This window comes from Aureibacter tunicatorum (assembly GCF_036492635.1).
GTDB lineage: Bacteria > Bacteroidota > Bacteroidia > Cytophagales > Cyclobacteriaceae > Aureibacter > Aureibacter tunicatorum.
In genome coordinates this window covers 1549695-1563395 of sequence record NZ_AP025305.1, presented here as the reverse complement: position 1 = coordinate 1563395, position 13701 = coordinate 1549695, and the positions used below count along the sequence as shown (strand labels likewise).

General features: G+C 37.6%; 9 protein-coding genes. 4 read left to right on the top strand and 5 right to left on the bottom strand.

Going from position 1 to position 13701, the window contains the following annotated elements:
* The first annotated feature begins 86 nt into the window (after nucleotides 1-86).
* Together AABK36_RS06625 and AABK36_RS06620 are read left to right on the top strand one after the other, a co-directional pair.
* On the top strand, nucleotides 87-1667 hold the full coding sequence (locus tag AABK36_RS06625; RefSeq protein ID WP_309941491.1) for a hypothetical protein: 1581 nt from the start codon (nucleotides 87-89) through the stop codon (nucleotides 1665-1667).
* A 63-nt stretch (nucleotides 1668-1730) separates the two neighbouring features.
* A complete protein-coding gene (locus tag AABK36_RS06620) occupies nucleotides 1731-3245 on the top strand; it encodes a hypothetical protein (RefSeq protein WP_309941489.1) in 1515 nt (504 codons plus the stop codon).
* 74 nt (nucleotides 3246-3319) lie between these two features.
* Here AABK36_RS06620 and AABK36_RS06615 read toward each other — a convergent pair whose 3' ends face one another.
* On the bottom strand, nucleotides 3320-5875 hold the full coding sequence (locus tag AABK36_RS06615; RefSeq protein WP_309941487.1) for a DUF3857 domain-containing transglutaminase family protein: 2556 nt from the start codon (nucleotides 5873-5875) through the stop codon (nucleotides 3320-3322).
* Between the two features lie 309 nt (nucleotides 5876-6184).
* On the opposite strand from AABK36_RS06615, the gene AABK36_RS06610 reads away from it, so the two are divergent.
* Together AABK36_RS06610 and AABK36_RS06605 are read left to right on the top strand one after the other, a co-directional pair.
* Nucleotides 6185-6751, top strand: a complete 567-nt coding sequence (locus tag AABK36_RS06610; protein ID WP_309941484.1) for a hypothetical protein — start codon at nucleotides 6185-6187, stop codon at nucleotides 6749-6751.
* Nucleotides 6714-7304, top strand: a complete 591-nt coding sequence (locus AABK36_RS06605) for a DUF4291 domain-containing protein (RefSeq protein WP_309941482.1) — start codon at nucleotides 6714-6716, stop codon at nucleotides 7302-7304. The genes AABK36_RS06610 and AABK36_RS06605 overlap by 38 nt, the downstream gene beginning before the upstream one ends.
* Before the next feature lie 75 nt (nucleotides 7305-7379).
* Here AABK36_RS06605 and AABK36_RS06600 read toward each other — a convergent pair whose 3' ends face one another.
* The 4 genes from AABK36_RS06600 to AABK36_RS06585 form a co-directional block, all read right to left on the bottom strand.
* Nucleotides 7380-8846, bottom strand: coding sequence for a potassium/proton antiporter (locus tag AABK36_RS06600; protein ID WP_309941479.1), 1467 nt, complete (start codon nucleotides 8844-8846; stop codon nucleotides 7380-7382).
* Nucleotides 8847-9126: 280 nt separating this feature from the next.
* Nucleotides 9127-10050: a sterol desaturase family protein gene (locus AABK36_RS06595; protein ID WP_309941477.1), complete on the bottom strand. Its 924-nt coding sequence runs from the start codon at nucleotides 10048-10050 to the stop codon at nucleotides 9127-9129.
* Between the two features lie 155 nt (nucleotides 10051-10205).
* Nucleotides 10206-11297, bottom strand: a complete 1092-nt coding sequence (locus AABK36_RS06590; RefSeq protein ID WP_309941475.1) for a heparan-alpha-glucosaminide N-acetyltransferase domain-containing protein — start codon at nucleotides 11295-11297, stop codon at nucleotides 10206-10208.
* Between the two features lie 25 nt (nucleotides 11298-11322).
* Entirely contained in the window at nucleotides 11323-13701 is a 2379-nt protein-coding gene (locus AABK36_RS06585) for a GNAT family N-acetyltransferase (RefSeq protein ID WP_309941474.1), read from the bottom strand.

The following is a 13701-nucleotide window of genomic DNA, read 5'->3' as shown; positions in this document are numbered from 1 at the left end:
ATAAGAATTTGCCATATCATAATAACATTTCACTCTTCAAACATTTTCACCAAATTAAAAGTAAATAGATCAAGCGCGAACTTCGAATGTTTAGTCCAGCAAGTCCCACATATAAAAAAGAACAAAAAGCTCCCCGCGGGAAACACCTCCCTGCCAATGCTATTCAAAAGATGGCATGCCACCCACCGATGAGCGTTCCAAACCAAACTCCTATTCAAAGAAAAATAGGCTTTGAACTTGAAGGGCAATGGAATGTAAGGGATTTGAATCCAGACCATGTATCTCAAGAATTCCTTGAAGAAGAATTTACAAAAAATACGCAAGCCAGAGAAAGTAAAATAGACGACTATATTGCTTCAAATCCTCATTTGCATAAAATGGGAGCAACAGCGGCCCGAGGCATGGCCGAACTAACCCTGATGCAAAAGAATGAAATACATGAAGCACCTCTTCGCGGAGCGAACTTAGCTAAGAAAGATCCTATTTTCTTCGGACGAGACTTTATACTGGAAGCAGACAACAGTCCCTCAGGTGGCTCAAATATAGAATTTGTCACTTCGCCTTTGGACACTAAATCTGAAGTAGACAGAACCGCCAAAGAAATTCAAAAAATTGTGGCTGAAATGAACCGCTATAGAGCCAAGGATCATTTGGATTTGAATGATCGCTTTTTTCAACAACTAAACGTGGAAGGCCATGTTCCTGCTTCGCGGCACTTCAGACTCTATCCCCTTCAGGGAGAGCTCTCGCTTCAACCTCAATTCACCTGTGGGTTCAAGCTTCATGAATTGTTCAAAGTTATCCAATACCTAAATAAAAATGAAGGGAAAAGCTCTCATCCCACTCCTCGAAAGCTTGTAAGCGCTGCGACTGGCGAAGGCACAGACCCTCTCCAAGATTTGCAGAGAAGTCACGAAGGAGCGACAAAATTTATTCGAATGGATATCGACACGACCGATTCTATGGATTCAAGCATGTTGGTTCCAGATATCGAATGGGCTTTTCCTCAATTGAGGAATCTACATGAACTTTTAAATTTTGGTTTTCAAGAAAGCGACTCTGACCAAGTTGATTTTAGCTTTAAACTGTTTGGCAAAGGAGCCTCTTCATCCATGATAGAACAACAAGCTCTGATCGCTTTGGTATCTCTTATTGTCACTTATCTTATTAGAGCTGAAAATCTACCCGAAAATGCTAATGCGAAAGCAATAGCCGGAGGCTTGTTGTGCAGAACCAACTTTGCTCATAATTTCACCTTGCTTTCTCCTGCCTATCAAGAACGATTCATTGCTCACCCCTCAAGCTTTGCAGAACTTTGTCTTAAAGCGGCTGGCATGGAAGGCCAAGAAGAAAAACCGCTTTATCCTCATAATGTCAGATATATGAAAGGCGAAGAAGCTGTATTCGCTCCAATTCGATTGACAAGGGGCAAATGGCTGGAAAGCATTGTCGGCGGAACAGACCTGTTAAACCATCAATTCGAAGAAGCAATCCACCCTTCTTTAGGCGCCCTAGGCGATCAAGATGGAATAGAAAGATCGGCTTCTGCATCAGAACACTTGCTCGTTGCCGAATTCAGAAGAATTCAAGCCACTATCTTCGAGCCTGAAATTGTCAAAACACTTTTAGGTTATTTCAACTTCTATGAAAAGATTCGAAAAAAATAGTTGCAAGCTATCGAAAACATTTCCTAATTCTTCCAAGTAAATATTCAGGCGACCTATAACTAAATGTACCTGAGCGGAGATAAAAAATATACAAATCGAAAAAAAGCGCCTGCCATTCAAGGCAAGGGGATTGCATTGTTTCCGCCTCGAATTTCATCCAATTCCAGTCCTATCCAAATGCTTATATCCGCTGAGCGATTTTCGCAGCTAGCCAGTGATAGAGGCTATGGTTTTTTCTCAAGTCTTTTTGAACCAGAGCTTAAACGAATTATCTCGCTGATCAGTGAATACCACTCATTAAACTCATCACGCAAGCCCATTCCATCCAAAAGAATGAACTCTTTGCGAATACTAAGAGAGATAGAAATGGAATGCTATAAATGGATCGGACAACACCCTTTGGAGCTTTCCAGAGGAATTCCCGTTGAAAAACCTTACAACGACTTGATTTACCCATTGCTTAACGAAATAGAAGAGCATATCTTCCATGAAATACGCATTGCCCAACTATCAGATGTGCCGCTTTGGATGGAAGGAATGGGGAAAATCCCCGCCGAAAACGATGTGATGCGAACCTTGTCGCATTGGACTGACGCGCAAAATCTTTGGCGAATGCTGGTTAACAATGATACCACGCTGAAAGTCTTCGGAGCAGACGCCTCGACAGAAGAAAAAGAACGATCACTGGAACGCACCTTAGCACAATCCATCAATCCACATACCGGATGGGCTGGCGCTCTGGGACAACATCAGGAATTATTGGCTTCTCAAGCAGGATGGCAACTTGCCACCATGTCTTTGCCAGTTGCGCGATCAACAAGCGTCGCATCAGCATCTCCCGAAGCTTCATTGCCACCCTCAAGCGCAACCAAAACAGATGAGGTTAAAAGAAAGCCTGCACCCGTTTCCCAAGGAGCACATTATCATCTTCCCGACAGAAAAGCATTTAACTTCACTCAAAAAATACAGCTCGCCTTAAGTCGCTTGATGATGATACCCGAAGGCAGAGAACTATTAGCCAAGATCGCTCATTTTGGCCGAGAAGCCCGAGTATTCCCTCCTGTATTTCTGGAGGAAAACAAAACTCCTGGCAAAGATGGCGTGATCCGTAGTGACATCAGTCTCCCAAGAGGTCAAAAGTTGGATTTGTTCGAAGAGGAAAAATTAAAAATTGAAAAGGTGAAAATGGGCAAAAGCAAAAGAGACGAACTTCTGGACATTTCTTTTGTTCCAAGGCCAGTGCCAAAATCAGATTTAAGAGTCTGCGTTAAGCTCCGCGATGATTTCGCCCAAGACAAATACTTATTCTGTCCTTCGGTATTGCCGGGTGCTGGCTATCAAAACTATAAATACGACTTTTCTGACCAAACAGGACCTGTAACTCCATACATAGATTATCTTAACTTAGGGATATATCTTCATGCTATTTCCGAACTGCATACGAGAAAATATTTGTTCCAACACCAAGAAAAACATTCTCAAGGAAAATTTGAAAACCGAATCAGAGAAAGAATGGGATTGCCTACTTCAACTGACTTCAGCACGATCAAAGAGGTAGATTTCAGGCCTTTGATATAGCTTCATATACTCCACCTAAAAGCTATCTACTAACTCATTAGTAAAATTAATAGTCATAATTTCGAAGAATAAACTTAGTAATATTCTAGCCTTTTTACTTTTCGATTATAAACAAACGTATGTTTAAGGTCATCTTTAAAGAAATAGAGTATCAAACCCCAAAGAATAGCTTTAACTAAAGCGAATAATATTGCAGATGGGTTCGCTAAATATGCATACTTCTCGTTACCATTCAACATAAATAGATCAATCAAGTAAAATAAACCTTCCATCAACACTTGAACAACCAAAAACACTCCAAACAATACAACAAAAGATCTTCGCCTATAATAAAACTGATAAACCAAAAACACAGACATCCCAAAAGAAAATACTATATAAAAATATTCAATGAAATGCCCCATAGCCCATATATCGGCAAACAAACTTTTCTTATCAATTAAAGTCAACATATTATTCCACATCGAATGTTTTAAAAATTGATGACGCACCATAATAAAAAAATTAATTATAGGGCTCAAGCCAACTAATACAGCAATGAAATAATACACACCAGCAATTTTTCCTGATTCTTCGTAATCCAGCTCAACTTCAGGATCAAATGAGTTGTCTAATTTATAGAAAATAAATATTGATACGGCCAAAAACACAAGCAAAAACAAATAGCTCATATTACTATTCGTAATTTTTTTTCCAGCATGATCCATTACATAGTCGTAATCAATAAGCTGAAAAGAATAATTTTGATCCAGTTTTTCATTAAAACTAACAAACTCATGTATATCTGCTAAGCTTACCTCTTCACTCTTAGTATGGTATTTAAAATGAAGTTCAACTGTTTGAGTCATTTCATTATATACCGCTTCATACACCCCTTCAAAGTAATCGGTTACAAGTTCAAACTCTTCAGATTCAATACTCCACTCCGTAGGCATACTTAACCAAATATTATGCTCAACATTCAATGGATATTTCAAAGCAAAAGGCATTTTTCGATCATTTGTCGATGGGTAACTTATGTCAGGTCCAAGTGTATAAGGACCTATGTCAAATACATACGCACTATGATCACTACTTCTTCTCCAAAGTTGCTCTATATGATATTTTTCCTTGACTTTCAATACATTTTTTTCACGATCATCTTCTATTCTAATATCAGTGCTGTCCCTACTCAGCAACATAAATTTTTTAGCATAAAAATCCGTATAATTTTTCTTCATTCGACTAAGATCAGTCTTCCTAATATAGTCTCGAATCTCATCAGCTTCACCTCCATAATACTCGGACTGTATTTCAAAAACACCTCCCTTTCCATGTTCATTGACATCCAAATATTCATTAATAATTCTTTTATAGTTTTTTGATTTTGATACTTCAGTAAGAACACTCTCACCCTTTCGTAAAACCAAAGCCTTACCGTAGTTAGGACAAAAAATTTCTCTGTAACTTCCTCCCTGAGATGAAAAAGTGGCATCCACCCAAATATTTTCACCCTCATCATTAATCACTACGATACAATGATCAAATACATATGGTGAAGGTTGGCAATAATTGAAAATCTTATTATTGCTACTATTAACAAGAGCAGCATAAGCCTCGACATTTAGTTCATCAAGCATATGTATTAACAAAAACGCTTTATCCTTACAATCTCCATATCTTTGACTGAATATCTGTGTAGGATCATGCGGCTTATACCCATGTATACCATCTTCAAAACCCAAATAACGAATCTCATCTTGCACAAACCGTATTAATGCTGTAATCTGATCCGATTTATTTGGATACTGCCTTTTAACTTCATTTACTTTTTCTTTAATCACTGGAGCAATGTTTTGCAAAGTGTATAAAGGCATAGCCCAATCCACCACAGACTTCCATGTAGGATATTCTGATATTTGGAGTCTCATATTCACTACATGCCAAGCCGGCACCATTTCTTCATAATAAATCGGCAAAATATTTTCACCTTGCCAAGTCTCTTTAACTAATGCGCCTAAACTCAACTTTTCATGATTAATTTCATTTACACAATTCAATGTATCTATTTTTAGATTTCTTTTAGAATCGTATATGAAGCTGTAATATATTTTTCCTAGCTTTTGACCAAAATTAAGATTGGTTTGCAAAGCAAACCGATCATCAAACACAGGGTTTTTACCAGTTCGTGAAAACGAATACACTAATACATCTCCTATACGAACATCCTTAACTTCCAAACTTTGCGTCTTTGTGCCATTATAAATAAATCTCTCTGCTTCGCTTTCCTGATGAAACGTTTTTATCTGTGAACGTTCAAGTTTATTGACTTTTTCACTTCCACGTATAACAGCCACCTCATGCCAATTGACCTTTTCATACGAGGGATCATAAGTAATACTAATATTGGAGAAGTTTTGAACTCCTTGTTCAGTTAATAATTGTATGACGGCACTATAATAATATGTTCCCTCTTCTATATGATACTGTTTATTCAACAATAAATAATAAGCCTCTCCAAAAGACTTCATCTGATTCTCATCCAAAGGGTCTAAGGCTCTCACATCCTCAACCCAATTAGGTTTATTTTCTGCATACAAATCAAAAGCTGTCCATAGCGTAATCAACAGCAAAAAGTAAAATCGCTTCATTATTTTATATTTAAAAAAGAAAATATGGTTCTATTCTGATTTACAATATGACATTTCTAAACTTCGTCAAGTAAAAATATAAAACACCAATATAATATTATCAAAACATTAAAAAATAAATTATTATTAAAAAAAAATGAAAGTAGATGTGAAATATTAAATATTATTAAAATATATTAACATTATAACTCATTTTCATGAATAGACCAAAGCTCACACTATGCAAACTTGGCCTATTTATGAACCCGTCGATGGCAACAATCTAAAAAAAGCAATCAGAGAATCTCTTGACAATAATCGATAAAAAATATGCGCAATACAATCTTCTGGCCAATCAACATATTGATTATTATACTCTTGGTTTTCGGCACATATATGCTTAAGCCAGAATACGAAGAGGTAATATTTATTGATTATCGATTTAGGAAAATACACAAGGTAGATACATTAATTTATAAAAAGCAAATCAAAGGAGATACTGTCATCATAGAGTTTGCAAAAGAAGAATTTTATAATACTAACCTACGTCAAAATCGTTTTGAGTATTTAATAAATGATTCTAGCAAGTTTTTAGTCTATGGCCAGACTGCTCAATTAATAGATCAAATGCCAACAAAAGACGGGGCTCCCATCCGAAAATATTATAAATCGGAAGAAGGATACATGTTTTATACCTATTATATGAGAGATGATAAACTCATCGGTATATTCATTGACGAATGTGGTTTTATTAGAAATTTCTACAAATACAAAACAGACAGTTCATATCTATATCTGTTAAATGACACTACAAGATTCTTCCGACCCAACAATCAAATAATAAACACTAAACAACTTAATGAAACATCAAGAAATAAGAGCGGACTACGACAATAAAACCATAACTGTTTATCAAGCATATAACAAAAACATCGCATTGCCTGCTATTAAAAACAATCGTTTTGAAAAGCCTTTCTCATTTAATAGAATGACATGGATCAAACCTTCCTATTTGTGGTTGATGGAGCGTAGCAACTGGGCTAACAAGTCGAACCAAGAATATATACTTGGCATTAAAATCAAAAGAGAATGTTGGGAAAAAGCCTTGGCCATGGGTATTTTAACTCATCCCGACAAAGACATTTACTCTAGTGGCATTGATTGGGAAAAAATGTTTGATCAAGCCAAAGTTCACATTCAGTGGGACCCCGAAAGAACACTCAAAGGAGGCAAACTTCAAGAGCGCTCCATTCAAGTCGGGATCAGCAGGTTTTTAATCGAAGAATACAATGACAACTGGATAGAAGAAATCGTTGATATGACTCCATTGACAAAGAAAATTTATCAACTTCGCAAGCAAGGCAAATACACGGAAGCAAAAAGATTATTGCCAAAAGAAAGGATTTATCCTGTCTCGAAGTCAATTGAAACAAGTCTTGGCATCAAATAAACCTATTCCAAATAGCTTCTAGAAATTATCACGATTGATTATACATTATTTAGCTCGAATATTTTTCGGGCTAATTCAAGCTCTTTGATTCACAACTTCATTCACCTGCAAAATACTGTTCTCATTATCAAGCAAAGTCACCAGCACATCATTGGCTTCGATGACTGTTGCTCCTCCCGGACGAACGAACTGCCCATCTCTTTTGATCATGACAATAAAAGCCGACTTGGGAAAGTGAATATCAACTATTCGCTTATTTACAATATAGCTTTCCTCTGGAACAATCACTTCTTTCATATCCGACTTAGGCAAATCCAATATATACCGATCATTCTCGGTAATAGGCTTCACCTTTTCGGGCAAGGATACTTTCAAGAGCTTGGCAAACAAAGAAAGCGTCGTGCCTTGAATCAATACCGAAGTAACAGAAATAAAAAACACGATGTTGAATATTATATGCGCCTTTTCAATGCCTTCGATCAATGGATAAGTGGCGAACACTATGGGAACAGCGCCTCTCAAGCCCACCCAAGAAATATAATATTTTCGTTTCATTCGCATCTTAAAAAACAGAAAACTCAAAAAGACTCCAACTGGCCTTGCGACCACAATAAGAAACAAGGAGATCAACAAGCCCAAGCCCATATAAGGAATTATTTGGGAAGGAAAGACAAGCAATCCCAAGGTCAGGAATAACACGATTTGCATCAACCAAGCTATTCCGTCAAACATTTTCAATATGGACACTTTATGAATCAAATTCTGATTTCCAAGATAAACCGCGCATATGTAAATAGCCAAAAACCCATTGCCTCCCACAACATCGGTCAGCGAAAATGTAATGAACATCAAAGCAATCACTAAAACAGGATACAAACCCTCAAAGCCTAGGGCGATTTTGTTGATCACAAGCGTGCTTAGTTTTCCAAAAACAAACCCTGCCAAAGCTCCAAGTATCATCTGCTGAAAAAACAATGGAATTATACTCAACACGCTCTGGTCTTGATTGACAACCAAAGTCAAAAATGCTATAGTCAATACATAGGCCATTGGATCATTGCTGCCGCTTTCCAATTCCAAAGTAGGCCTAATGTTGTATTTCAATGCTAAATTCTTTGATCTTAAAATTGAAAACACCGCCGCCGCATCCGTTGAGGAGACAATAGAGCCCAGCAATAAACTCTCATAGACAGTAAAGTCCGTAATCATCCAGACGAACAAACCAATTGACAAAGCAGTAAAAAACACGCCTGCTGTTGATAAAAGCAAGCCTTCCTTTAGCACTGGCTTGACCGCAGACCAACTGGTATCCAAACCTCCCGAGAACAAAATAAAATTCAATGAGACCACCCCGATAAATTGGGCGATTTCAGGACTGTCGAAATGTATCCCCAATACTCCTTCAGATCCAGCAGACATGCCTATTGCCAAAAACAACAACAAAGTAGGAACACCGAATTTATACGAAGTTTTTCCAACAATTATGCTTAAAAACAGCAATAATGAGCCGACTAATATGACATTCTCAATGGTTAAACTCATGAATTTTCATCATTTAAAAATAGAGGATCCGACACAATGAACCGTCCAATCTTGAAATAAAAAACATTCCACAAAAACATACAGGCTGCAACTTTGCCTGTCTTATCTTTTAACGCTTCTTTTTATCTTTAAATTGCTTTCAAGAAACAGTATTAAAACTTTATGCCATTCATCAAACATATCGCAACCCAAGCCTTATTTTCTCTAAATGATTACTTTTCACACAAAAAAACCTTGGCATACAATCCGCCAAGGCTTCCCAATAATTGCCTATATAACATTAAACTTCAACTGTCTTTTTCTCCAATTCTTTGAGTGCTTCCTCTCTAAAATCTTCAGCCAATTTGCCTCCATCAATATGATTCCAGCCTGGAGGCATAAACACGTATTTAACCTTATCCATCACAGTCGGCGCGTTTCTGATATCTTTCCATAATCCTTTCCATAGATAAAACTGAATTTGAAAATAATTCTCACTATTAATGGGATCATCCATCAAGCCGTAAACCGGCTGCACCTCTTTTATCTCGGTTTGGAATGTCCCGAATAGTTTGTCCCAAATTGAAAATGTCTCCCCATAGTTTCTGTCCAAATACTCGTAATTCCTGGCATGATGCACTCTATGAACAGAAGGAGTAATAAATATTTTTTCCAACCAAGGCTGCTTGCCTACCACATTTTCATTCACATGCTCATACAATCCATAGAATTTACCAAAAGTCTCCACGATATAAATCATAAAAGGATCAAAACCCAATACGGGAAGAAATATTATCGTAAGCGGCGTATGGAAAAAGCCTAAAAACGAACCTCTCACCGCTACGGTCAGCTTCATTTCCCTTGCCGTATGATGCACTCCATGTATGCACCAAAACAATCTTACTTTATGTCCCAAATAATGGACCGCATAAAACATAAAATCATATAGTAAAAAAGCGATTACCCATATATACCATTCATAACCCAAAGTGAAAATACGATATTGGTATATCCATACCATGAAACCATATAGCAATATTGGCCCGAGAAATATATACAGTAACGACTCTATAACATATGACAATAAATTAACCAACCCTTCTTTATGGCTTTTTATACATTTTCTTACCGCAAGAAACAACCATTCCAAAGCAACCATGCACAACATCACTATCGCTAATCGATTATTTAGCGTATCCAATAACAACTCCAACGCTTGTCCCATCTTAACCCTATCTTATACTAACCTATATCCTATCCTTTTAAATAAAGTGAAATCCCCACTTGCATGGGGATTTCGAAAAGCTCACCACCACGAGAGCTTCGCATTCTAAAAAAACACCAAAAATTTATACCTATTAAATTAATTACCCAAAGTGCTTACTGAGCTACTCTCAGATTAGTTTTTGGCTTTCTCAACGAAACTACTATGTCCCACAAATATTGGCACCCAAAACTCAACAAGACAAAAAATAACATAAGTCCTAATGTACCCGGAATATCATATTGTTGATACCCGATAATTCCCAATCCCCAACAAATCAAAGACCATTGAATGATATAGAAACTAGTGACTCTCTTGCTGCAATAATATATGAAATCTTTTAGTCTATCATTTGTAATGAACTTAACCAAATACCTCGACAAAGAAATCATAATCAAATTAAATCCTGCCAAATAGACTACTCCGCCGGGACCTAAATGAAAGAAATCCTTAAAATGATAATCGAAGTCATACATGCAAAGGCCACCGCCAAATGCAAAAAAAACTATACCGATATAAAGCATCATCTTCGCAACATGCTCAAAATCTCTTTTTTCCTGGTACCAATAGCCAAAGAACATCCCAATTAAAATAAAAGCCGACCATGGAAACACTGCGAAATACACATTCCACTCAGCCCCCCATAGCAAATCAAGGATATAATCCAAGCCAACTATGCCGACTCTAAATCCATGAACAAATGGACTCACTGCTATGATAACAAATGCCGCAATCAAAGGCGCGAACTTTTGATTTCTGAAAAAGTGATGAATCAAGCCCATAAGCAACAATGCCACTCCAGCCATCTGGAGAATATCGCCTGTGGACAGCATAAACAACAAGTTTGAAGCTGTCAAAGGCAATGTCCAGCCATAAGCTGAAGTGTATTGCTCTATAAACACCGATGATTCAAATCCACCCAAAATCGGAGCGACGAATTTCATGAAATTCATAAAATATCCAAGTCCCAAAACATAGAAAGCTCTTTTGACACTTAGTTTCAAAGAATTGTTTCTCGACAAAGTAAAAGAAAAGCCCATCGTCAATAGAAACATGCCCGTCCCTTTGCCGACAAAATGGACTATTTGGCCTAGCCAAGAGTGCTGTGTTTCCATGCTTCCATACATCCAAAGTGTATGGATAATGGCTAAGAAGAGCACGCTCAAGCCTCTTGCCATATCTATGGTTATTACTCTATTCTGATTCATTAGTATGTAATATGTAGTTGTTTGTTTATTTGTCTACTTCTGTCAGTTTGTACTTTGCCACTGGATTGACCAATGTTCCCTTCCATTGAAGGCTGCCGAATGGATCTGCCAAATTGAGCATTTGCTTCGTGTTTTTAAGTTGCAAACGATTCAAGCAGCAACGAGGAAATTCAGCTTGGAAAAAATCATAACGTTGGAACTTTTCTTCCAACTCCGGGTAATCATATTGATAATCCATTATGCAATCGGCTACCTCCTGCCAAAATTCTTGCTCAGCTATCAGTCCATCCTGATCCAAAATATCAGCCAAGAATCTGAAGAAGCCATCAAATACATCATTGAGTATATAAGAAAGCTTCATCTCATCAGTGGTATCCAAAAACAATCTATCCACATGCCCTGGGAGCTCGATGCTCTTGTTGAAAACGATCACTTCCTCAGTGATATCTTTCATAAAAACTTTCAATGGCACGCCATTTTCAAAAGCCATGATAATGTTTTCACCATGCGGCATGAAAACAATTTCATGATGATAAAAGCAATGCAATAGAGGGCTTAGGTAAGCATTAAGGTATTCTCTAAGCCACTTTTTTGGCATTAAGCCCGAGACACCAATCATCTCGCTTACAAAAGCAATGCCTTCATTATCCTTATGCAACAAAGCCGCCATCGTCATTAATTGCTGCCCTTCTTTGACTTTGTCGACAGGACTTTCTCTCCATAAAGCTGAAAGCATTTTGTTGTATGCGTGAGTTCTTCCCATCGGCTCGAAATTGAAATTTCTATAGCCAACAGTCGCCACCTCACCCAACATTTCAAAGCCCTTTGAAGCTAAGTATTCATCCTCAGCGAAAAGTTGCGTGATCCAGTCAGTAATAGGCGGAGTGCTTTGCATGTAATACGGCGAAAGCCCTCTCATAAATCCCATATTCAATATTGACAATGCTGTCTTCACATAATAATTTTCAGGATTTGAAGCATTGAAAAGCGTTCTAATAGACTGTTGTGGAGAATACTTTTCTTTTCCCCTTCCAAGGTAAACTAGATTTTTATTTGCTATATCCGGAGCAAATATAGATTGAATCTTATTTTCCCATTGCCAAGGATGCACGGGAATCAATATATAGTCTTTTGCATTCAAGCCCATATTGACAAGTCTTGAACTGAATTCTTGTTGCTGGCTATCACCCAGTTCCTGATCCAAAACCGACTTATAAGTCAAGTTTTCCACCGCTGTAAACTTTGCTCTGGATTTATGTCCGGCAAGCCATACAAGCTCGAATATTTGATTGGCCTCCGGAGCATAAATCTCAAAGTCCTGTGCATTGAAACCTATTCTTCCATTATTAGCGACAAAAATTGGATGCCCTTCAGTCATGGCATGCTCAATTTCTTGAAAACCTCCAACGACCAAGTCCTTGGAAGAAAATTTTTGATGCTCATATTTAAAAGCCGCTCCCTTCAAAGTAGCTATAATTTCTTCTAAATACGTAGGCAAAAACTCATCAGGAATACCCAGTTGCTCTTTGAATTCCATGACAAATTGAATCGCATTGATTTCATCCGCCCTGCCTTCAACTTGCTTGACAATACTCATTGTATCAATGTTCCAGTGATCCAACGCCTTGCGCTTAGCATCAAAATAATAATTTGCATTGCCATTATCGCTTTTAACGCAATACTTGCCTTCTTTGACCTCAGTGTGTTCCAACAATAATTCGTGAAGGAATTCTCCCAGCATTTTCGACACATGCTGCCTGTTCACCAGCGTCCAAACATACTCCGAATTTACTGTAGCCTTATTTCCATCTTCTTTTGAACTGTGGGCTTTATTATAGCTTTCTCTTGTGCAAAATGCCAGATACGCATTTTTATGCGGCAAAGCGATTTCTTTCTGATATTCAAATCCCGCTTTCTTGTTGAGAACGTGTATCTTATCATTTCTCACATCTGGTTCCACAACTATGCGATTGACTTTCTCATCACTGAACATAAATTCAACAACAAATGAAAAAACATGCCATGAAAACTTAGGAATTCGTTCTTTAACCGGTGAAAGCAAGATATGCATGCCATAGTCATCCTCTCGCACATCATAATATTCAGCGATTGTATCATTGCTGGCTTTATATCGCTCCAACAAAAACATCTGCCTCCCATTCAATGTCCCGATCAACACATCGTAATAAGAAAGAGCCAGAAATTCTTGGTACGCTTTTGTCACTTCCTCCACCGTCTGCCCCTGCATCTCCCAATACACGGCATAATCCATATTCACCCATTGATGAAGCAATTGAATATCTCGTTCGATACTCATTCTTCTTAACTCTAAAATGCCTATGCCGTCTATTTGCTTGGAATGTAGTATCTCTGTGTTGTTAGATTTTATTTCTACAGTATTCAT